The 19,658-nt window shown below is 68.1% G+C and carries 22 protein-coding genes; 10 read left to right on the top strand and 12 right to left on the bottom strand.

Features of this window, described 5'->3' with window-relative positions:
• Positions 1 to 24: 24 nt before the first annotated feature.
• A complete protein-coding gene (locus tag IXW21_RS03560; protein ID WP_194762874.1) occupies positions 25 to 852 on the bottom strand; it encodes a sulfite exporter TauE/SafE family protein in 828 nt (275 codons plus the stop codon).
• Positions 853 to 1,022: 170 nt separating this feature from the next.
• Here IXW21_RS03560 and IXW21_RS03555 point away from each other — a divergent pair, with 170 nt between their 5' ends.
• The 5 genes from IXW21_RS03555 (at position 1,023) to IXW21_RS03535 (ending at position 5,387) form a co-directional block, all read left to right on the top strand.
• The gene (locus tag IXW21_RS03555) at positions 1,023 to 2,162 is read left to right on the top strand and encodes an ABC transporter substrate-binding protein (protein ID WP_194762873.1); all 1,140 of its coding nucleotides are present in this window, start codon (positions 1,023 to 1,025) and stop codon (positions 2,160 to 2,162) included.
• Entirely contained in the window at positions 2,159 to 3,106 is a 948-nt protein-coding gene (locus tag IXW21_RS03550; protein WP_323742152.1) for an ABC transporter permease, read from the top strand. The genes IXW21_RS03555 and IXW21_RS03550 overlap by 4 nt, the downstream gene beginning before the upstream one ends.
• A complete protein-coding gene (locus IXW21_RS03545; RefSeq protein WP_194762871.1) occupies positions 3,103 to 3,897 on the top strand; it encodes an ABC transporter permease in 795 nt (264 codons plus the stop codon). The genes IXW21_RS03550 and IXW21_RS03545 overlap by 4 nt, the downstream gene beginning before the upstream one ends.
• Positions 3,894 to 4,973, top strand: coding sequence for an ABC transporter ATP-binding protein (locus IXW21_RS03540; protein ID WP_194762870.1), 1,080 nt, complete (start codon positions 3,894 to 3,896; stop codon positions 4,971 to 4,973). Before IXW21_RS03545 ends, IXW21_RS03540 begins: the two co-directional genes overlap by 4 nt.
• A 234-nt stretch (positions 4,974 to 5,207) precedes the next feature.
• Positions 5,208 to 5,387 (top strand): YegP family protein, encoded by a 180-nt coding sequence (locus IXW21_RS03535; RefSeq protein ID WP_194762869.1) that lies wholly within the window; start codon positions 5,208 to 5,210, stop codon positions 5,385 to 5,387.
• A gap of 72 nt (positions 5,388 to 5,459) precedes the next feature.
• Here the strand turns inward: IXW21_RS03535 and IXW21_RS03530 are convergent, their stop codons facing one another.
• From IXW21_RS03530 to IXW21_RS03520, 3 genes are read right to left on the bottom strand one after another with little or no spacing between them, the layout of a single operon-like run.
• Positions 5,460 to 6,215 carry an amino acid ABC transporter ATP-binding protein gene (locus IXW21_RS03530; protein WP_056375692.1) on the bottom strand — a complete coding sequence of 252 codons (756 nt, stop codon included), beginning with the start codon at positions 6,213 to 6,215 and terminating at the stop codon, positions 5,460 to 5,462.
• The gene (locus IXW21_RS03525; RefSeq protein WP_079112312.1) at positions 6,212 to 7,009 is read right to left on the bottom strand and encodes an amino acid ABC transporter permease; all 798 of its coding nucleotides are present in this window, start codon (positions 7,007 to 7,009) and stop codon (positions 6,212 to 6,214) included. Before IXW21_RS03525 ends, IXW21_RS03530 begins: the two co-directional genes overlap by 4 nt.
• Before the next feature lie 34 nt (positions 7,010 to 7,043).
• Positions 7,044 to 7,859, bottom strand: coding sequence for a transporter substrate-binding domain-containing protein (locus tag IXW21_RS03520; RefSeq protein WP_194762868.1), 816 nt, complete (start codon positions 7,857 to 7,859; stop codon positions 7,044 to 7,046).
• 235 nt (positions 7,860 to 8,094) lie between these two features.
• Between IXW21_RS03520 and IXW21_RS03515 the strand changes: the two genes are divergently transcribed.
• From IXW21_RS03515 to IXW21_RS03505, 3 genes are read left to right on the top strand one after another with little or no spacing between them, the layout of a single operon-like run.
• Entirely contained in the window at positions 8,095 to 8,796 is a 702-nt protein-coding gene (locus IXW21_RS03515) for a hypothetical protein (RefSeq protein ID WP_194762867.1), read from the top strand.
• Positions 8,786 to 12,715: a Pls/PosA family non-ribosomal peptide synthetase gene (locus IXW21_RS03510; RefSeq protein ID WP_194762866.1), complete on the top strand. Its 3,930-nt coding sequence runs from the start codon at positions 8,786 to 8,788 to the stop codon at positions 12,713 to 12,715. The genes IXW21_RS03515 and IXW21_RS03510 overlap by 11 nt, the downstream gene beginning before the upstream one ends.
• Positions 12,712 to 14,049 carry a M1 family metallopeptidase gene (locus IXW21_RS03505; RefSeq protein ID WP_194762865.1) on the top strand — a complete coding sequence of 446 codons (1,338 nt, stop codon included), beginning with the start codon at positions 12,712 to 12,714 and terminating at the stop codon, positions 14,047 to 14,049. Before IXW21_RS03510 ends, IXW21_RS03505 begins: the two co-directional genes overlap by 4 nt.
• Positions 14,050 to 14,061: 12 nt before the next feature.
• Here the strand turns inward: IXW21_RS03505 and IXW21_RS03500 are convergent, their stop codons facing one another.
• The 7 genes from IXW21_RS03500 to IXW21_RS03470 all read right to left on the bottom strand — a co-directional run bounded on the left by IXW21_RS03500 (position 14,062) and on the right by IXW21_RS03470 (position 17,179).
• Positions 14,062 to 14,724 (bottom strand): 4'-phosphopantetheinyl transferase family protein, encoded by a 663-nt coding sequence (locus tag IXW21_RS03500; protein WP_194762864.1) that lies wholly within the window; start codon positions 14,722 to 14,724, stop codon positions 14,062 to 14,064.
• 10 nt (positions 14,725 to 14,734) lie between these two features.
• The gene (locus IXW21_RS03495; RefSeq protein WP_228528109.1) at positions 14,735 to 15,034 is read right to left on the bottom strand and encodes a Dabb family protein; all 300 of its coding nucleotides are present in this window, start codon (positions 15,032 to 15,034) and stop codon (positions 14,735 to 14,737) included.
• The gene (locus tag IXW21_RS03490) at positions 15,034 to 15,321 is read right to left on the bottom strand and encodes a glutaredoxin family protein (protein ID WP_194762862.1); all 288 of its coding nucleotides are present in this window, start codon (positions 15,319 to 15,321) and stop codon (positions 15,034 to 15,036) included. The genes IXW21_RS03495 and IXW21_RS03490 overlap by 1 nt, the downstream gene beginning before the upstream one ends.
• Complete coding sequence (locus IXW21_RS03485) at positions 15,318 to 15,620, bottom strand: rhodanese-like domain-containing protein (protein WP_194762861.1); 303 nt, start codon at positions 15,618 to 15,620, stop codon at positions 15,318 to 15,320. Before IXW21_RS03485 ends, IXW21_RS03490 begins: the two co-directional genes overlap by 4 nt.
• An 81-nt stretch (positions 15,621 to 15,701) precedes the next feature.
• A complete protein-coding gene (locus tag IXW21_RS03480; RefSeq protein ID WP_003792170.1) occupies positions 15,702 to 15,800 on the bottom strand; it encodes a 30S ribosomal protein bS22 in 99 nt (32 codons plus the stop codon).
• Between the two features lie 148 nt (positions 15,801 to 15,948).
• Positions 15,949 to 16,140, bottom strand: coding sequence for a helix-turn-helix domain-containing protein (locus tag IXW21_RS03475; RefSeq protein ID WP_053098849.1), 192 nt, complete (start codon positions 16,138 to 16,140; stop codon positions 15,949 to 15,951).
• Between the two features lie 106 nt (positions 16,141 to 16,246).
• Entirely contained in the window at positions 16,247 to 17,179 is a 933-nt protein-coding gene (locus tag IXW21_RS03470; RefSeq protein ID WP_194762860.1) for a TetR/AcrR family transcriptional regulator, read from the bottom strand.
• 108 nt (positions 17,180 to 17,287) lie between these two features.
• Here IXW21_RS03470 and IXW21_RS03465 point away from each other — a divergent pair, with 108 nt between their 5' ends.
• A complete protein-coding gene (locus IXW21_RS03465) occupies positions 17,288 to 18,169 on the top strand; it encodes an ATP-binding cassette domain-containing protein (protein WP_194762859.1) in 882 nt (293 codons plus the stop codon).
• Complete coding sequence (locus IXW21_RS03460; RefSeq protein ID WP_194762858.1) at positions 18,166 to 18,984, top strand: ABC transporter permease; 819 nt, start codon at positions 18,166 to 18,168, stop codon at positions 18,982 to 18,984. Before IXW21_RS03465 ends, IXW21_RS03460 begins: the two co-directional genes overlap by 4 nt.
• Before the next feature lie 187 nt (positions 18,985 to 19,171).
• On the opposite strand, the gene IXW21_RS03455 is transcribed toward IXW21_RS03460, so the two are convergent.
• Positions 19,172 to 19,588: an ArsR/SmtB family transcription factor gene (locus IXW21_RS03455; RefSeq protein ID WP_194762857.1), complete on the bottom strand. Its 417-nt coding sequence runs from the start codon at positions 19,586 to 19,588 to the stop codon at positions 19,172 to 19,174.
• Between the last annotated feature and the right edge of the window lie 70 nt (positions 19,589 to 19,658).

Below are 19,658 nucleotides of genomic sequence, written 5' to 3'. Positions count from 1 at the left end.
GCGGGAGGGGGCCTCTTCGCATACTCAGCGCAGGCCGGCGAGCGCCGGGGCGATGTTCTCGTTCCACACGTCGACCCCGAGCTTCGCGATGAGCGCCACGACCACGACGAGGAACACGACTCGGATGAACGTGGTGCCCCTCGAGATCGCCATGCGCGAGCCGAGATAGCTGCCGGCGACGTTGGCGACCGCGAGGATGCCGCCGAGCAGCCACAGCACGGCGCCGTGAGGGATGAACAGCAGCAGAGCACCGGTGTTCGTGGCGAGGTTCACGATCTTCGCCTTCGCGCTCGCCTGCAGGAAGTCGTAGCCCAGCAGCGCGACGAGCGAAATCACCAGGAACGTGCCTGTACCGGGGCCGATCAACCCGTCGTAGAAGCCGATCACCAGCCCCGCGAGACCCGCCATGATGTGGTGTTTGTGCCCGCGGAAGCGCAGCCGCGTCGCGGCGCCCATCTGCGGGCGGAACGCGGTGAAGAGCGCGACGGCGAGCAGGGCGACCACGATGATCGGCTTGAACGCGGCAGCCGGCAGCACCGTGGCGACCGCTGCTCCCCCAAAGGACCCGGCGAGCGCGATCGCGGCCATCGGCAGCGCGGTGCGGATGTCGGGTTTCGCGCGCCGATAGTAGGTGACGCTGCTCGTGGCCGTGCCGAAGACCGAGGCGAGCTTGTTCGTCGCGAGCGCCTGGATCGGCGAGATGCCGGGGATCAGCAGCAGCGCGGGAAGCTGCAGCAGCCCTCCGCCGCCGACGACGGCGTCGATCCAGCCGGCCGCGAACGCCGCGACGACCACGAGGATCAGCGTGCCCCAGGTGAGCTGCTCGAGCCCGAGCACACTGCCGATGTCCATCCGTCCAGGATGTCAGACTGCGCGGCGCCTCAAGTGTCACCGTCGCGCTGACCCGCCACGACCCGGACACCTCTCGTTCACCCGGGCCGCGATCGTCGGCAACCCGCGGCTCATAGTGTCCTCTCGCAACCCGAATCCGGCTCACAGCGCCGGGCACCGAGAGGACCCTGATGACGAACTTCCACCGCCGCGCGCGCATCGGCGCCGGCATCGCCCTGTTCACCACCGCCGCGCTCGGCCTGACCGCCTGCGCCACGGGTGCGGAGACCCCCGCTGCCGGCAGCGACGACATCGACGCCGCAGCCGCGACCTCGGTCGAGGACTTCGGCTCGTTCGCCGACCTCGAAGAGGCAGCGAAGGCCGAAGGCCAGCTCAACGTCATCGCCCTTCCCCGCGACTGGGCCAACTACGGCGAGATCCTCGACCTCTTCGCCGAGAAGTACCCCGAGATCACGATCAACGAGGCCTCGCCCGATGTGTCGAGCGCCGAGGAGATCCAGGCCGCGAAGACCAACGAGGGCCTCGACACCGCACCCGACGTGTTCGACCTCGGCCTCACGGTCGCCCTGCAGAACACCGACGTCTTCGCGCCGTACCAGGTGCAGACCTGGGATGAGATCCCCGACGCGCTCAAGGAGCCGACCGGCCTCTTCGTCGGCGACTACGGCGGATACATGTCGATCGGGTACGACTCGTCGAAGTTCGACGCCCCCGAGTCGCTCGACGACCTGAAGGACGCCGCCTACAAGGGTGCCGTCGCCATCAACGGCGACCCGACCCAGGCCGGCGCCGCCTTCGCCGCCGTGGGGCTCGCCACCGTGCAGTCCGACGGCACGCTCGACGACTTCCAGCCCGGCATCGACTTCTTCGCGGATCTGCAGAAGGCCGGCAACCTGCTCAAGGTCGACGTGACCACGGCGACCGTCGCGAGCGGCGAGACCCCGGTCGTCTTCGACTGGGATTACCTCAACGCCTCGCACACCGCCGACAACGAGAACTGGGAGGTCGTGGTCCTCGACGGCACCGGTTACGCGGGCTACTACAACCAGGCGATCAACAAGGATGCCCCGAACCCGGCCGCCGCTCGCCTGTGGCAGGAGTTCCTCTACAGCGACGAGGTGCAGAACCTGTGGCTCAAGGGCGGCGCCCGCCCGGCTCGTATGGAGGCCATGACCGAGGCCGGCACGATCGACGCCGACCTGGCCGCAGCTCTTCCCGAGGTTCCGAACGAGACGGTCGTCCCGACCGAGGAGCAGTCGACGAACGCCGGCACGCTGCTCGGCGAGAAGTGGGCAGCGGCGGTCCAGTGACCACTGCCACCACGACGGGGGCGGATGCCACGGCATCCGCCCCCGTCCCCCTCACTCCGGCCGGCGCCGGGCCCGTCGACTCGGGGGCCCGGCGCTCGGCGCCATCCGTCGCGTGGCTCGGTCTCGTGCCGTTCGCCGCCTACGTGCTGCTCTTCCTCGCGGTGCCGACCGTTCTCGCGATCGGGTCCGGTTTCTTCACCAAGAACGGGAGCCTCACCTGGTCGAACGTCTCCGCTCTCGGTGACCCGGTCGTGCTCACCACCTTCGCGAACTCCGCCGGGCTGTCACTGCTGACCGCCGTGATCGGAGCCGTCGTCGGTGCCCTGGTCTGCTACGCACTGCTCGGCATGAATCCGGACGGCGCCGTGCGCTCGACCGTGGATGCCGCAGCCGGTGTGCTCGCCCAGTTCGGCGGCGTCATGCTCGCGTTCGCCTTCATCGCCACGATCGGCATCCAGGGCGTACTCAAGCTGTTCCTCCAGGACACCTTCGGCATCGACATCTTCGCGAACGGCACCTGGCTGTACGACCTTCCGGGCCTGATCCTGCCGTACATCTACTTCCAGATCCCGCTGATGGTCATCACGTTCATGCCCGCCCTCGCCGCGCTCAAGCCGCAGTGGGCCGAGGCGAACCTCACGCTCGGCGGCACGCGTTCGAGCTTCTGGCTGCGTATCGGGATCCCGGTCCTCGCCCCTTCGTTCCTCGCGAGCCTGCTCCTGTTGTTCGCGAACGCCTTCTCGTCCTACGCCACCGCTGCCGCTCTCGCCAGCCAGGGCGCGCAGATCGTGCCGCTGCAGATCCGCGCCGCGCTCACGAGCGAGACCGTGCTCGGCCGCGAGAATCTGGCCGGTGCCCTCGCGCTCGGCATGATCGTGATCGTCGGAGTCGTGATGGCTCTGTACTCGCTTATCCAGCGGCGGGCAGCGAGGTGGCAATCGTGAACCGCCTCGCTCCCTCAGCCGCCACCCGCTGGGTCATCGGCATCATCGTCGGCGCCTTCTTCGCGATCCCGCTGATCTCGACCTTCCTCTACACGCTGCGGCAGACCGACGGCACCCTCGGCTTCGAGCGCTGGGCTGCCCTGTTCGACCCCGCCAAGTCGGCCGCCATCAAGCCGATCTGGATGGGTCTCGGCAACTCGCTGATCCTCGCCGTCGTGACGGTCGCCATCGTGCTCCTGCTGCTCGCGCCGACGATGATCCTGGTGAATCTGCGCTTCGGCAAGCTCAAGCCTCTCTTCGAGTTCGCGGTGCTGCTGCCGATCTCAATCCCCGCGATCGTGCTGGTCGTCGGGCTCGCACCGATCTACCTGCAGATCGGCCGCACCCTCGGCACCGGCACCTGGACGCTGGCCTTCGCCTACGGCATCACCGTTCTGCCGTTCGCGTATCGCTCGATCCAGGCCTCGATCGACGCCGCCGACCTGCGCACCCTCGCCGAGGCCGCACGCTCGCTCGGCGCGAGCTGGCCGACGGTGGTGCTCAAGGTCCTCGCCCCGAATCTGCGCCAGGGCCTGCTCGCGGCCTCACTGATCTCGATCGCGGTCGTTCTCGGCGAGTTCACGATCGCCTCACTCCTGAACCGTCAGGTGTTCCAGACGGCCATGGTCGTCGTCCAGAAGCAGGACCCGTACGCTCCGGCGATCTTCACCCTGCTGGCACTGCTGTTCGTCTTCCTCCTGCTCCTGCTCATCGGCCGCGTCGCACGCGGCACCGGAAAGGCCCGCTCATGACCCTCCCCCAGACCGCCGACAACATGCTGCTCGCCGAGGCGGGCGAGGGCACACGCGTGCAGCTGCAGGGCATCGTGAAGAGCTATTCGGGCACCACCGTGCTGCACGGCGTCGATCTCGACATCGCGCCCGGCGAGTTCGTCTCTCTGCTCGGCCCCTCAGGCTGCGGTAAGACCACGCTGCTGCGCGTTCTCGCAGGCCTCGAGGGCCTCGACAGCGGCGCGGTGCTGCTCGACGGCGGCGACGTCTCGCGCGTTCCCACCAACAAGCGCGACATCGGCATGGTCTTCCAGTCGTACTCGCTGTTCCCGCACCTGCGTGTCGCGGACAACACGGCTTTCGGGTTGCGCCGTCGCGGCCTCGGCAAGGCCGAGGCCGCCAAGCGCGCGCTCGACGCTCTCGCGCTCGTGGGTCTGGCCGACTTCGCCGACCGCTTTCCGCATCAGCTCTCCGGTGGCCAGCAGCAGCGCGTGGCGCTGGCCCGCGCACTCGTGACAGAACCGAAGGTGCTGCTGCTCGACGAGCCGCTGTCCGCCCTCGACGCGAAGGTGCGGGTGCAACTGCGCGACGAGATCCGCCGCATCCAGCTGCGACTGGGAATCACGACCGTCTTCGTGACGCACGACCAGGAGGAGGCACTCGCGGTCTCCGACAGGATCGCGGTGATGAACTCCGGCCGCATCGAGCAGATCGGAACCCCGGAGCAGCTCTACACGACACCGTCGACCGCAGGGGTCGCCGCGTTCGTCGGCCTGTCGAGCGTCGTCTCCGGCGTCGCTGAGGGCGACCACGTCATGGTGTGGGGCCAACGGCTGCCGTTGCAGTCGCCGGCCGACGGCCCCGTCGACGTCTATCTGCGCCCCGAGAACGTGCACTTCGCCTCTGAGGCGGATGCCGCGACAGACGCGCTCGTGCAGGAGAGCACGTTCCTCGGCAGCATGCGTCGCACGCTCGTGCGTACGGAATCGGGTGAGCTGGTGCGCTTGCAGCACTCCCCCGGCATCCACCCGGCGTTCGGTGATCGCGTGCGCATCGCTGTCGCGCCCGAGCCTGTGGCCGTGCATCCTCGCGGGTGACTCGCGAGGATGAATCTGCCCGTGGGGAAGATTCTCTTCCACCATCGGCAAGTTCGGTCAGTGAAGCCCTCAAAATTCTGCCCATATGGGTAGAATTTTGAGTCTTCGGAGGGGTGGGTATACCGAGGTCTGATCTGAAGAGATCTTTCGCACGCTCTTCTCTGATCCAGTACTCCGGGATACCGTGATCCCCGAGGGCGTCGTTCCCTCGACACCACCGAGAAAGGACGCCTCATGGCAGGAAAGTTCGAGCTGTACACCGACAGCGCCGGTGGTCACCGGTTCCGGCTGAAAGCCGGCAACGGCGAGGTGATCGCGTCGAGTGAGAGCTACACCTCACGGTCCGCTGCGAAGAACGGCGTCGAGTCGGTCAAGAACAACGCACCAAGAGCCACGGTCGTCGAACTCGACTGACCTTCCTCACGCTTCCTGCAGAGACCCCCTCCTGCCGTTTCCGCAGGAGGGGGCGCGCAGCCGCTCAGACGATCAGAGGACGCGAGCGAGGAAGTCCTGCGTCCGCGGATGCTGCGGGTTGGCGAGCACCTCGCGCGGATCGCCCTCTTCGACGATGTGCCCGCCGTCCATGAAGATCAGACGGGAGCCGACCTCACGAGCGAAGCCCATCTCGTGGGTGACGACCAGCATGGTCATCCCCTCGTCGGCGAGCGAGCGCATGACCTGCAGCACCTCGCCGACCAGCTCGGGGTCGAGCGCCGAGGTCGGCTCGTCGAACAGCATCATGTCGGGATTCATGCACAGCGCCCGCGCGATCGCGACGCGCTGCTGCTGACCGCCCGACAGGTGCCCGGGGAAGGCATCGGCCTTCTCGGCGAGACCGACGCGACCGAGCATCTCCTTCGCGACCCTCTCGGCTTCAGCCTTGGAGCGCTTCTTCACGCGCTGCTGCGCGATCATGAGGTTGCCCATCACGTCGAGGTGCGGGAAGAGGTTGAAGCTCTGGAACACCATGCCGATGCGCGTGCGCACCCGGTCGATGTCGACGTCGGGGTCGGTGATGTCGATGCCCTCGATGAGCACCTTGCCGCCCGTCGGTTCCTCGAGCAGGTTCACCGACCGCAGCAGCGTCGATTTGCCCGATCCCGACGGACCGATGATGCAGACGACCTCACCCGCCGTGACGGTGAGGTCGATGCCCTTGAGCACCTCGTTGTCGCCGAAGCTCTTCACGAGCCCCTGCAGGTCGATCGCCGGCGCGTGGACATCAATCAGGTCGGTGATCATCGCTGCCTCGACATCCTTCGTTCCAGGTACGCACTGAAGCGCGTGAGGGGGATCGTGACGATCAGGTACAGCGCCGCCGCCATGATCAGCGGCGTTCCGTTCGCGTTCTGCGTGCTCGCGTCACGGGCGAAGTTCGTCAGCTCCTTCGACCAGATGAAGGACCCGGCGACGAAGAGCAGCGACGTGTCCTTCAGCAGCAGCACGAACTCGTTGGTCAGCGGCGGGATGATGATGCGGAATCCCTGGGGCACCACGATCCAGAAGGTCGTCTTCATGGGCGACATGCCGAGCGAGCGTGCCGCCTCGGTCTGCCCCTTCGGAACCGCCTGGATGCCCGCCCGGATGGTCTCGGCCATGTACGCCGACGCCACCAGGATCAGACCGATCAGCCCCAGCACCACGGGTCCGCCGAGCTTGGTTCCCGGCACGCCGAGTCCGATCGGCAGGATGAAGGCGATCGCGAAGATCGTGAGGATCGCGGGAAGCCCGCGGAACAGCTCGATCCAGGCCGTCGCGATCCATCGGAAGGGTCCGATGCTCGACAGCTTCAGCAGCGCCAGCACGACGCCCAGCAGCAATCCGCCCGCGAACGCGACGGCCGTGAACCACAGTGTGTTCACGAGCGCCGTCGTGATGATGCCCGGGAGCATCTTCGCGGCGATCTCGGGATTGAAGTAGAGCTGCGCGATACGCGCCCAGTCGGTGCTGACGATCAGCCAGACGGCGACCGCGATCAGCACCGCATAGACGGTGTACCGATACAGCTTGCTCTTCGTGGTGCGCCTCAACGCCATTGTCAAGGTCTCCCTGCTCTACGTCGCTCGCCGATTACTTCGCGGTGAAGTAGGTGTCGTAGATGGTCTGGTAGTCGCCGCTGTCGCGCAGCTCCTGCAGCGCACCGTCGATCGCCTCGCGCAGCGCATCCTTCTCGCCCTTCGCATATGCGAAGCCGTAGGACTCGCCCGTCTCGTACTCCTCTACGATCTTGTAGGCGCTGTCGGCCTTCTCGTGCTCGAGGTTCACCGGCTGGTCCTGCAGGATCGCGTCGATCTGACCGGCCTGCATCGCGGGCCACAGCTCACCGTCGGAGGGGTACTGCACGAGCTGCGCGCCCTCGGCGTTCTCAGTCGCGTAGGCCTCGCCCGTGGTGCCCTGCTGCACACCCACGTTCTTGCCCGAGAGGTCGTCGATGGACTCGATGCCCGAATCGGTGCGCACGAGCAGCGACTGCAGCGAGTCGTAGTACGGTTCGCTGAAATCGATGTTCGCCTTGCGCTCGTCGGTGATGGTCATCGCAGAGGCGCCGATGTCGCACGTGCCGGCGGCGAGCGTGGTGCCCGACTGCAGGGCGTCGAAGCCCACATCCTGCACCGCGAGCGTGAGGTCGAGCTTCTTCGCGATCGCGTCGAGCAGGTCGATGTCGAAGCCGGTGTATCCGGTGCCGTTGTCGCCGCCCTCGAACTCGAACGGAGCGTAGGGGATGTCGGAGCAGACCGTGAGCGTTCCCGCCGCGATGAGGCCGTACTCGTCGCCCGCGGCCGGCTCACCCGATCCGGCATCTCCGCCGCCGGTCGCACAGCCTGCGAGGGCGAGGGTGGCGGTCGCGGCGAGCGCGATCCCGGCGATGATGTTGCGACGGCGCATGTCAGCTCCTGAACGACGAGGGTATGAGTGCCCACGGACGGGTAGGAGAACATCTAAACATGCACCACCACGGCTGACATGCCGCTGACGCCCTTCTGCGGATTACGTTTGTGTTTCAAGTGTGACGGCGTATGACAGCGCCTGTGGACGGAACGGCACCGATTGTTCACCTTGCGTGAGTATCCTCTGTGCCGACTGCCCGACCGGATGCTCCGGCGGCAGAGGGAGACCGATCATGGCGAAGAAGACCCCCGCACACCGCAACGCGGAAGCAGCCATCGAGGCTGCCAAAGATGCGGCGAAGGACGCGAAGAAGCTGCTGAAGTCGCTTCCGAAGAAGTCCGCCAAGAAGCTCGCACCACTTGTCGACGACGCCAAGGATGCGGCGAAGGTCTCGAAGAAGAGGCTCGCCGACAAGCCGAAGAAGGTCGCGAAGTCGGCCACCGTCGCCACCGAGCGGCTCCAGGACGCCGCGGCGAAGCTGCAGGCGCCCGCGAAGTCCTCCGCGAAGTCCTCCACGAAGACGTCCTCGACGACGGCGAAGAAGCCACCGAAGAAGACTGACGCGAAGAAGACGCCGAAGAAGACTGACGCGAAGAAGACGCCGAAGAAGACTGACGCGAAGAAGACCGCCAAGAAGGTCTCTCCGAAGCAGGACACTCCGAAGAAGTCCGCGGCGACCGACGCCGACACGACGAAGGCGATCGCACCGAAGACTGTCGCGAAGGCCACCGCTCCCCAGCCGACAGCCGGCCCTGTCCCACCGACACAGGCCCGAGAGGCGGCGGCGCCCACCGCTCCGGCGGCCACTCCCGCGGCCCCCTCTGAGCTGAGCGCACTGACGGTCGTCGAGCTGCGGGCCCGTGCCCGCACCGAAGGCCGCACCGGTTACTCACGCCTGAGCAAGGCCGCCCTGCTCGACCTCCTTGCGAACTGACGTGCAGGAGGCGCTGGATCGCGGCGCCGCTGCGCCGCTCCCCCGCACTCTGATCGACATCCTCCGGGAGACGACCCGGCAGTACCCCGACGCATCGGCCGTCGAGGACGCGGACGGCGCCCTCAGCTACGCGGAGCTGCTCGCCCGCGTGTGGCGCACGGCCGCCGTGCTGCGGGAGAACGGCGTGCGTCAGGGTGATCGCGTCGGCATCCGCATGACCTCGGGCCGACGCGAGCTGTACGTCGCGATCCTCGGAACCATGGCCGCGGGCGCCGCCTACGTCCCTGTGGACGCCGATGACCCGCGGGAGCGCGCTGATCTCGTGTTCCGCGAGGCGTGCATCGCGGGCACGATCACCGACGCGGGCTATCGCCCGGCGGATGCCGCAACGGCGATCGATCTCGTGGGAGTCGACTCACCGCATCCCAGCACCTCTGCGATTCCGGTCGTGGCGCCGCCGAGCATCGAGGACGACGCCTGGATCATCTTCACCTCGGGCTCGACCGGCGTGCCCAAGGGCGTCGCCGTCTCGCACCGTTCCGCCGCGGCCTTCGTCGACGCCGAGGCTCGCCTCTTCCTCCAGGATTCGCCGCTCGGTCCCGGCGATCGCGTGCTCGCCGGGCTCTCGGTCGCCTTCGACGCATCGTGCGAGGAGATGTGGCTCGCCTGGGGACACGGCGCATGCCTCGTGCCAGCGCCGAGAGCTCTGGTGCGCTCCGGTGAGGACCTCGGCCCGTGGCTGCTCGGCCACGGCATCACGGTCGTGTCGACGGTTCCCACCCTCGCCGCGCTCTGGCCGCAGGACGCGATCGAGAACGTCCGACTGCTGATCTTCGGTGGCGAGGCCTGCCCGCCCGAGCTGGTCGCTCGCCTCGCATCAGACGGACGCGAGGTCTGGAACACGTACGGGCCCACCGAGGCCACAGTCGTCGCCTGTGCGTCGCTCATGGACGGCACGGGTCCGGTGCGCATCGGCCTGCCGCTCGACGGATGGTCGCTCGCCGTGGTGGACGCTGACGGCCACCGCGTCGCCGACGGCGAGGCCGGCGAACTCATCATCGGCGGCGTCGGCCTCGCCCGCTACCTGGATCCCTCCAAGGATGCCGAGAAGTACGCGCCGATGCCCACGCTCGGGTGGGAGCGCGCCTACCGGTCCGGAGATGTCGTGCGTGTCGAGCCGGAAGGCCTCATCTTCCAGGGACGCGCTGACGATCAGGTCAAGATCGGCGGACGCCGCATCGAACTCGGCGAGGTCGAGTCCGCGCTGCAGGCGCTGACCTCGGTATCCGCCGCGACCGTGGTCGTGCAGAAGACCGAAGCGGGTCTTCCTCTGCTCGTGGGCTACGTGGTGCCCGACGAGGGGTTCGACCGGCAGGTGGCCCGCGGCGAGCTCGCGGACAGACTTCCCGCTCCGCTCATCCCGCTTCTGGCGGTCGTCGACGACCTGCCCGTGCGCACGTCGGGCAAGGTCGACAAGGCGGCGCTCCCCTGGCCGCTCGACTCCGGCGACACGGGCGACTCCTCGCTGTCCGGCACGTCGGCCTGGCTCGCGGAGCAGTGGTTCGCCGTGCTCGGCATCCGCCCGAGCGACGAGGACGCCGACTTCTTCCAGCTCGGCGGTGGCTCCCTCGCCGCCGCTCAGCTCGTCTCCCGCCTGCGCACGCGGGCGCCCGAGTTCACGATGACCGATGTCTACGATCTGCCGCGCCTGCGGCAGATGGCAGAGGCCGTCGACGATGACGCCGATGATGACGACGCCGAGGAACGCGTCTTCAGCCAGCCGGTCCCGACACCCCGGCGGATGCAGTGGGTGCAGACGATCGCGGGCCTGCCGTTGTTCGTGTTCAGCGGCATCCGGTGGTTGCTCTTCCTGCTCGCAGCGAGCTGGCTGCTTCGGCTCTCACCCGGCTTCGAGTTCCTGCCCGATGTCCCTGCGTGGGCGATCATCGTCGGGCTGCTGATCTTCGTGACGCCGGTCGGCAAGATGACGATCGCCGCGATCGCGGCCCGTCTGCTGTTGGCAGGGCTCCGCCCCGGTGATCACCCGCGCGGCGGCGGAGTGCACCTGCGCCTCTGGCTCGCCGAGCAGATCGCCCAGCAGGTCGATCCGGTGGGTCTCGCGGGCGCGCCCTGGGTCGTCTACTACGCACGCGCGCTCGGAGCCCGCATCCACAGGGATGTCGACCTGCACACGATCCCCCCGATCACCGGCATGCTCGACATCGGCTCCGGAGCCTCCATCGAGCCCGAGGTCGACCTCTCCGGATACTGGATCGACGGCGACACCGTGCGCATCGGCGGCATCCGCATCGGCGCGGATGCCACGATCGGCGCGCGCAGCACGCTCGCCCCCGGCACGAAGATCGGCCGCGGTGCTGAGATCGCCCCCGGTTCCGCGGTGTTCGGTCGTGTGCGGGCAGGGCAGCGCTGGGCCGGCTCCCCCGCAGCGCGGGTCGGCGGGGTGTCCACGCCGTTCGCCGAGGGGCGTCCGCCGAGCCGCACGCGATGGCTGTGGGCCTATGCCGCGTCATCGGCGTTCCTCGGCATCCTCCCCGTCATCGCTCTGGCGGCCGGGGGCTGGCTGCTGGCACAGGGGATGCGCGGCGCGGACTCTCTGCTCGGAGCGATTCCCGCGATCCTCGCCATGATCGTGCCCGCCGTCCTCGTCGCGGGTCTCGTGTTCGCCCTGCTCGTCCTGCTCATCGTGCGCGTGCTGGGTGTCGGGATCGCCGAGGGCGTCTATCCGGTCCGCTCGCGGATCGCGTGGCAGGCGTGGACGACCGAGCGCCTCCTCGACTCCGCGCGGACGTTCCTCTTCCCGCTGTACTCCAGCAGCTTCACCCCCGTATGGCTGCGCGCGCTCGGGGCCGACGTCGGCCGCGACGTCGAGGCGTCGACGGTGCTTCTCATTCCGAAGCTCACGACCATCGCCGACGGCGCCTTCCTGGCGGACGACACGATGGTCGCGACCTACGAGCTGCAGGGAGGATGGATGCGTCTGGGCACCGCACGCATCGGCAAGCGCGCCTTCCTCGGCAACTCCGGCATGGCCGCAGGCGGGCACAACGTGCCGCGAGACGGTCTGGTCGCCGTGCTGTCGGTCGCGCCGCCCAAGGCGAAGGCCGGCTCATCGTGGTTGGGCTCGCCCGCCGCGCGGCTGCGGCGCGTGGTCAACGACTCCGATCTCGAGCGCACCTATCGTCCCCGTGCCGGCCTGCGCATCGCTCGCGCCCTGTGGGAGCTGTGCCGCATCGTCCCGGTACTCGTCACGTGCGCGCTCGGGCTGACGGTCATGCTCGCACTGGCCGCAGCGGTCGACGCCTGGGGTCTCGGCTGGGCCGTCGCGCTCTCGAGCGCCGTGATGCTCGCCGCGGGTGCCGTCGCCGCCCTGATCACCACCGCCGCCAAGTGGCTCATCGTCGGCCCCATCAGAGCGGGCGAGCATCCGCTGTGGTCGAGCTTCGTCTGGCGCACCGAGGTGGCCGACACGTTCACGGAGATGGTCGCGGCGCCCTGGTTCGCCAACTCCGCCTCCGGCACACCCGCGCTCGCGATCTGGCTGCGCACCCTCGGAGCGAAGATCGGTCGAGGTGTCTGGACCGACAGCTACTGGCTGCCCGAACCCGACCTCGTCACGCTCGGCGACGGCGCCACGGTGAACCGCGGATGTGTGGTTCAGACGCATCTGTTCCATGATCGAGTGATGAGCATCGACGCAGTGACCCTCGAGAACGGTGCGACCCTCGGGCCGCACAGCGTGATCCTGCCTGCAGCCACGATCGGCTCGGATGCAACGGTGGGGCCCGCCTCGCTCGTGATGCGCGGGGAATTCGTGCCGGTCGGCAGCCGGTGGAGCGGGAATCCCATCGGCCCGTGGCGCGCCGTCAAGGTGCGGTCCTACCAGGCCACCGGCGCATGACCGTCGATCCCTACACCCCGCACAGCGGCGACCGACGCTACGGGGTGCTGCACTACGACCTCGCGATCGACTACCGCGTGACGACGAATCGGCTCTCCGGCACGGCGACGATCCGACTGCAGATGCAGGAGGACGCCAGGCACATCTCCTTCGACCTCGTCGGGCTCAAGGCGACGAAGGTGCGGGTGAGCGGCGACCGATCCGCGTCGTTCCGTCAGGACGATCGCCGCCTCAAGGTCGTCTTCGGCAGCGAGCAGCAGAGCGGTCGCGAGATCACCGTCAGCATCGACTACTCGGGCGCGCCCTCGCCGCGTCGCACGCGCTGGGGTCTGCTGGGGTGGGAGGAGCTCGAAGACGGCGTGCTCGTCGCGTCGCAGCCCACCGGCGCTCCGACGTGGTTCCCCTGCAACGACGTACCCTCGGACAAGGCCACCTATCGCCTGGAGATCACCGCCGACCCCGAATACACCGTCGTGAGCGGCGGGACGGCGACACGGTCGACGCAGCGCGGCCGCACGCGCTGGACCTTCCAGCAGCCGGTGCCGACCGCCACCTACCTGATGACGGTGCAGATCGGTCAGTACGACGACGACAGGGTCGACCTCGGCATCACTCCGGGGCGCCTGTACCATCCCCGGCAGCTCGCCGCCCGGGTACGTTCGGACTTCGCCGCTCTTCCCGACATGATGCACACGTTCGTGCAGGCGTTCGGCCCGTACCCCTACGAGTCGTACAAGGTCGTGGTCACCCCCGACGACCTCGAGATACCGCTCGAGGCCCAGGGCATGGCCATCTTCGGCGCGAATCACGTCGACGGCGTCGGCGGCAGCGACCGCCTGATCGCGCACGAGCTCGCGCATCAGTGGTTCGGCAACAGCGTCGGGGTCGCACGCTGGCAGGACATCTGGTTGAACGAGGGCTTCGCCTGCTACGCCGAATGGCTGTGGGCCGAGGCATCCGGCGGGCCGTCAGCCCACTCCCTAGCAGTGGCGCATCACCACCACCTGCGATCCCTTCCCGACGATCTCGTGCTCGCCGATCCGGGTGCGAACGACATGTTCGACGATCGGGTCTACAAGCGCGGGGCGCTCACCCTGCACGCGCTGCGCCTCACGATCGGCGACGACGACTTCTTCGCGTTCGTCCGCGCGTGGACGGATCGGTTCGCGCGGCTCGCCGTCACGAGCGACGACTTCCTCGGTCTGGTCGATGAGCTCGCCGGTTCGACGGCTCGCACGCTGGTGCGCACCTGGATCGATGAGCGTGCGCTCCCGCCCCTTCCGCCGTCCGGCGAGCGGCCCGTCAGCGCGGTGACGATCGCTCCCGCGATCTGACCTTTCTCCGCATCAGCCGAGCGCGACGCTCAGGACGTGCTCGGGCGGACCGGCGAGAGTCACGACCTCGAGCGGGAGTCTGCGCCCCGGCACGAGGGCTTCCCAGGCGAGAGGGACCGCGGATCGGGGCCGTCGCCGCAGTGTCACCGTTCCCGGATCGATCAGCAGCCCTCGGCCGTCCGCCTTGACGGCCGCTTCGATGCGCGTCCATCCCGCGAGATCCGGCTCCGGGGAATCCGGGAACAGCGCCTGCAGATCTCCCCTGCGGAAGGACGCGCCCATCGCTTCGACATCGACGCCGAGCAGAGCCGGACGCGTGATGACGGCGACCACGACGAGATCGTCGGCGTGACTCACGCTCAGAGAGACGCCGTCGGTCCGCGGTGGTCCGTGGTGCGCCCCGCATCGCTCGCAGCGGCTGTCGAGGACGACCTCGCCTCGACCGCGGACGCGGTGCACGAGATCGCGGATCAGCGAACGCCCGGCGAGGAAGGCTCGTGCGCGGTCACCCGTGAGCTGATGGAACCGATCGACCTGCTCCGACCCCATCAGGGCGAGGTCGGCGTCGGTGAAATCATCGAGCCGAGACGGACGAGACCAGGCCACGGTGACATCGCGCCAGGCGATCTCGCCCACACGGCCGCCGTTCCGCGATCTCGCCGGGTCCGCCGACATGGCCGACGGCTCAGACCTCGAAGTCGACGGCCACTCGCGAAGCGACCACCGAGCGCACGTAGGCCACGACGTCTTCGTGCGCCGGGTGCACCTGGTACTCCTCGAGCGCGGCGATCGAATCGAAGTCCGCGACGAGCGTGACGTCCCAGTTCGCATCGGGGTACGCCATGTTCGCTCCTGCCGAGATCGAGCGCAGCTGCGGTACGACACCGTCGAGAGCATGGAGTCGGCGTGCGACCTCAGCGGCCTGCGCGGCACGCTCTCCGGCGTCTTCGGCGGCGAGCTTCCAGGTGACGACGTGACGGATCATCACGATTCCTTTCCGAGCGCGTCCTCCTGGACGGCCTCTTCGAGAGCCTCACGCAGTCGATCGGCCGACAACCGCCAATGCGCGTGCAGCTCTCCATCGATCAGGACGACGGGGATCTTCTCCCACCACAGCTCGTAGAGTGCGGGGTCTTCCTGGATGGACGCCTCGACGATCTCGATGCGCTCAGCGGCGGCATCGGGCAGCTCGGCGACCACCGCGTCGATGATGTCGGATGCGACATCGCACAGATGACAGTCGGGCTTGCCGATGAGGGTCAGCGTGGTCACGCCGACGGCACCTCGACAGCGCGCCCCTGTGCGATCCACTCGCCGGTACCGCCCTCGACGTTCGTGGCGTCGTAGCCGCGGGACTCGAGGGCCTCGACGACGCGGGCGGAACGGCCGCCCGCCTGGCAGATGACGTCGAACGACTCGGCCGGGAGCTCTTCCAGTCGGTTGCCGATCTCCGACATCGGGATGTTGATCGCACCGGGAACATGCCCCGCCGCGAACTCACCCACCTCGCGCACATCGATGAGCGGAGTGTTCGAGCGCTCGGCGAGCTCGGTGACGGTGATCGACTTCATGGCGTGCTCCTGCGACGAGTGGGAAACCGGGGGTAGAGACACAAAGCGCCCGTCCGGAGACAGGCGCTCGTGTCTGGTCGCTTACTTCTTGTTGCGACGCTGGTGGCGAGTCTTACGAAGCAGCTTGCGGTGCTTCTTCTTCGCCATGCGCTTGCGGCGCTTCTTGATGACAGAACCCACGGAAACCTCACTAAGTCAGTGGCTGGGCGTCGCACGGTGACGGACACCCGGGTACGGGCACGGAAAAATGCCTCGGATCAGTCTAGCAAACTGAACGGGGCCTCACCGTCACACTATCGGTGACGGACGAGACACGCGGTCGAGAAGGCTAGCCGACGTCGGCGATGGGTCGCTGCAGCGCTTCCGCCACAGCGGACTCCGGCACGCGGAAACTGCGGCCGAAGCGGATGGCCGGCAGCTCCCCAGCGTGCACCATCCGATATACGGTCATCTTCGACACGCGCATGAGTTCGGCGACCTCAGCCACCGTAAGGAACCGGACATCAGGAACCTCGGGCATCCCACGTACCCCTTTCTGGATTTGTGCACACTCTATGGGGAATCTGGGACGCGTGTAAACCCACGTGACTCGTGTGATCAGTGAGGTTGCCTGGCGACTGGGGTCCTCAGCCCGACGTCTTCGAGCGCGCACGTCGCTCGCGCGCCTCGCGCAGGGCCTGCCGTTCGAGTCGATGCGCGGCGCGCAGACTCTTCTCGGCATCGCGCACCGCCTTCTGCGCCTCACGGACGCGTTTGTCGCCGGCGACCTCTGCAGGGTCGAGCGCGATCCACTCCGGGGACACCTCGTGCGCTCCGCCCCGGTCCAGCGCGTCGATGTACGAGGCGACCCCATCGAGGACGCGTTCGATCCCGAAATGGAACGGATCCGCAGGCGACAGGAAGATGCCGTCATCGATCGCTCGACGCAGCGCCGGGAACTCATCCGCCGTGATCACGCGGTCATAGAGCGCGGATTCGCGCACCGCGACCTCCCGGGGACTCAGGCCGCTGCCACGCGACTGCTCGGTGTAGCCGGCGTGGACGATGCCGCACCAGCGCGCGTCACCGGTCACGGCCAGGGCCACCGCCATCCGCTCCTCCGTCGAGAGCGGCGTCGCCTCCAGAGCATCGAGGCTGGCGTCCAACCACGCCGAGCTGTTCGGCGTGACCGGCGAACCGTTGATCGGCAACGAGAGCACCCAGGGATGGCGCTGATAGAGCAGCACCTGCTCCTCGTAGAGGGCGAGCAACCTCTCACGCCAACTCGCGAGTTCTCGGATCGAGTCCGGGGGCAGCCCGGTGGCCTGCTCCTGCATGAGCAGAAGGAGGTCGTCCTTCGCGCTGACATAGCGATAGAGCGACATCGGCGTGAACCCCAGGGCCGCGGCCACGGCAGCCATCGACACTGCGCCGATCCCGTCGGAGTCAGCCAGTTCGACGGCGGCGTCGACGATGCGCTCCACGCTCATCTCGCGCTTCGGCCCACGCTGAGGATTCGCCGCGACGCCCCATGCCAGGGCGATGCCTCTGGGCAGTTCCATCGGCTCACTCTCGGTCATGCCGCCAGTCTACTTCTGTATATTTTGTAAACAGTGTGTTACGGTCATACACAGTTGTGTACGACGCACACAGTCAGCGGTGACGCATGAGGAGAGGAAGTCACGGAGATGGACCACGCGATCGAGGTGCACGGCCTGCGAAAGCAGTTCGGGAGGAGACCCGTGGTCGACGGCCTCGACTTCTCCGTGTCGCGCGGCGAGGTGTTCGCACTCCTGGGCCCGAACGGGGCAGGCAAGACGACGACGATCAACATCCTCACCACTCTGACCGCCGCCGACGCCGGCAGCGTTCGTATCGCAGGCTTCGACACCCGCACGGATCCTGCGGAGGTCCGGCGCCGCATCAGCCTCACCGGCCAGGCGGCTGCGGTCGACGATGCTCTCACCGGCCTCGAGAACGTGACGATGTTCGCCCGGCTGGCCGGTCTCAGCCGAGGCGCGTCCCGGCGCCGGGCGGCTGAGCTCATGGCGCAGTTCGATCTGACGGACGCCGCTGCGCGGGCGGTGCGCACGTTCTCGGGCGGGATGCGCCGCCGGCTCGACCTCGCCCTGAGCTTCGTCGTGACACCGGAGGTGCTCTTCCTCGATGAACCGACCACGGGCCTCGACACACGCAGCCGGCGCGACCTCTGGGACCTCATCCGCACTCTCGCCGCCGCGGGCACGACCGTCTTCCTCACCACGCAGTACCTGGAGGAGGCAGATCAGCTCGCCGATCGGATCGCCGTGCTCCACGACGGGCGGATCGCCGCACTCGGCACCCCTGCCGAACTGAAGGCGCGAGTGGGAGGAGAGACGGTGGAGCTGCGCGACGATCAGGGCGACCTGGTGCGCGCCGTTCCCACTGACGGCAGCGTGGCGAGTCTCCGGCGAGCGCTCGACATGCCCGACAGGGACGGCGAGATCGGAACCGTGACGCTTCGCCGCCCGAGCCTCGACGATGTCTTCCTCGCCGTCACCACCATGCGCCCCACGGAGGAGCCCTCATGAACGCGACGTCCGCCACCCTGACGGCCGTGTCCCCGCCGGCATCGCCTCGACCGCGCCTTCGCGGGCTGACCGCCGAGAGCATCTTCGTCGGTCGCAGCCTCCGCCATTCGATGCGCGACGGGGAATCGCTGCTGATGGCGATCCTCCTCCCCGTGCTCCTCATGCTCATGTTCACGTGGGTCTTCGGAGGCGCGATCGATCCGTCCGGCGCATATGTCGACTACGTGGTGCCCGGGATCATCCTGACGTGCGCAGGATTCGGCGCCTCATCGACGGCCGTCTACGTCGCGAACGACATGCGTACGGGGATCATCGATCGCTTCCGAACGATGCCGTTGCGGGCGAACGCCGTGCTCACGGGCCATGTCGTGGCGAGTCTGCTGCGAAATCTCGTGGCGACGTCGATCGTCATCGTCGTCGGCGTGCTCGTCGGCTTCCGTCCTGACGCCTCGCTCGCGGACTGGATCGCACTGGCGGGGCTGATCGCCCTCTACATCCTGGCCATCACCTATCTCTTCGCCGCGATCGGGCTCGCCGCGGGAAGCCCCGAGGGCGCCAACGGCTACGGCTTCATCCTGCTGTTCCTCCCCTACCTCTCGAGCGCCTTCGTGCCGGTGGCGAGCATGCCCCCGTGGTTGCAGCCGGTCGCGGCCGCTCAGCCGATCACTCCGATCGTCGAGACGATCAGGGGGCTGCTCACCGATGCGACTGTCGGTGCATCCGCTCTGTGGGCCGGGGGCTGGTGCGTTGCGATCCTGGCGGTCTCGATGTGCTGGGGTGCATGGCTCTTCGGCCGGCGGGCGGCTCGGAGATGAGGCCGATCACCGCTGCGGACGGGATCCCAGCGGAGTCATAGGAGGTGTCCCGGGTCCGCTCAGAATCATCTGGGACGCTGAGCGCAGGACTCATGATGGCACCATCCGAGTCCCGGCGGGCTGGGGCCCGCAGCCTCGCCCCCGACGACAAGCCCCCCTGTCGCCGGGGGCGATGTGCGTGCGGCGGTCAGCCGCCGAGTCGCTTGAGTGCGGTCGCCACGACGTGCTTCGCGGATGCCGCAGCGCGGCCGACGACCTCTGCGGCATGTGCCGCGCCGTCGGGGAGCGGCAATCCGGGGTAGTCGACGTCCGGCGCATCGTCGCCATACGCGTCCATCAGGAACGGCACGAGCCAGTCGTCGATGGCCTCGAGCGGCTCGACGGCGAGGCTGTAGAACCGACGTTGCCCGTCTTCTCGCACGCTGACGAGATCGGCCTCGCGGAGGACCTTGAGGTGCTTCGAGACGGTGGGCTGGCTGATGCCCAGGTCGGCGACGATGTGGCTCACGCTGGTGCCGGCATCGCCTTCTGACGTGCGGCGCAGGAGGAGCTGGAGGATGTCGCGCCTCGTGCCGTCTGCGATCACGTCGAAGATGTCGGTCATGTGATCAGGGTAGTCGTCCCCGGCACGGAGTACCATGACGAAGGCTCGGTGACCATGTCGAGCGACCGCT

Origin of the sequence: Microbacterium sp. UFMG61 (assembly GCF_015354505.1) — a bacterium.
Lineage (GTDB): Bacteria > Actinomycetota > Actinomycetes > Actinomycetales > Microbacteriaceae > Microbacterium.
Note: the sequence above shows the minus strand (reverse complement) of the source record. Positions and strands in the feature narration are given on the sequence as shown.

Coding starts and splice junctions, on each gene's coding strand:
- IXW21_RS03560 (WP_194762874.1), bottom strand. CDS start 852: ATGGACATCGGCAGTGTGCTCGGGCTCGAGCAGCTCACCTGGGGCACG.
- IXW21_RS03555 (WP_194762873.1), top strand. CDS start 1,023: ATGACGAACTTCCACCGCCGCGCGCGCATCGGCGCCGGCATCGCCCTG.
- IXW21_RS03540 (WP_194762870.1), top strand. CDS start 3,894: ATGACCCTCCCCCAGACCGCCGACAACATGCTGCTCGCCGAGGCGGGC.
- IXW21_RS03535 (WP_194762869.1), top strand. CDS start 5,208: ATGGCAGGAAAGTTCGAGCTGTACACCGACAGCGCCGGTGGTCACCGG.
- IXW21_RS03530 (WP_056375692.1), bottom strand. CDS start 6,215: ATGATCACCGACCTGATTGATGTCCACGCGCCGGCGATCGACCTGCAG.
- IXW21_RS03525 (WP_079112312.1), bottom strand. CDS start 7,009: ATGGCGTTGAGGCGCACCACGAAGAGCAAGCTGTATCGGTACACCGTC.
- IXW21_RS03520 (WP_194762868.1), bottom strand. CDS start 7,859: ATGCGCCGTCGCAACATCATCGCCGGGATCGCGCTCGCCGCGACCGCC.
- IXW21_RS03515 (WP_194762867.1), top strand. CDS start 8,095: ATGGCGAAGAAGACCCCCGCACACCGCAACGCGGAAGCAGCCATCGAG.
- IXW21_RS03505 (WP_194762865.1), top strand. CDS start 12,712: ATGACCGTCGATCCCTACACCCCGCACAGCGGCGACCGACGCTACGGG.
- IXW21_RS03500 (WP_194762864.1), bottom strand. CDS start 14,724: ATGTCGGCGGACCCGGCGAGATCGCGGAACGGCGGCCGTGTGGGCGAG.
- IXW21_RS03495 (WP_228528109.1), bottom strand. CDS start 15,034: ATGATCCGTCACGTCGTCACCTGGAAGCTCGCCGCCGAAGACGCCGGA.
- IXW21_RS03485 (WP_194762861.1), bottom strand. CDS start 15,620: ATGAAGTCGATCACCGTCACCGAGCTCGCCGAGCGCTCGAACACTCCG.
- IXW21_RS03475 (WP_053098849.1), bottom strand. CDS start 16,140: ATGCCCGAGGTTCCTGATGTCCGGTTCCTTACGGTGGCTGAGGTCGCC.
- IXW21_RS03470 (WP_194762860.1), bottom strand. CDS start 17,179: ATGACCGAGAGTGAGCCGATGGAACTGCCCAGAGGCATCGCCCTGGCA.
- IXW21_RS03465 (WP_194762859.1), top strand. CDS start 17,288: ATGGACCACGCGATCGAGGTGCACGGCCTGCGAAAGCAGTTCGGGAGG.
- IXW21_RS03460 (WP_194762858.1), top strand. CDS start 18,166: ATGAACGCGACGTCCGCCACCCTGACGGCCGTGTCCCCGCCGGCATCG.
- IXW21_RS03455 (WP_194762857.1), bottom strand. CDS start 19,588: ATGACCGACATCTTCGACGTGATCGCAGACGGCACGAGGCGCGACATC.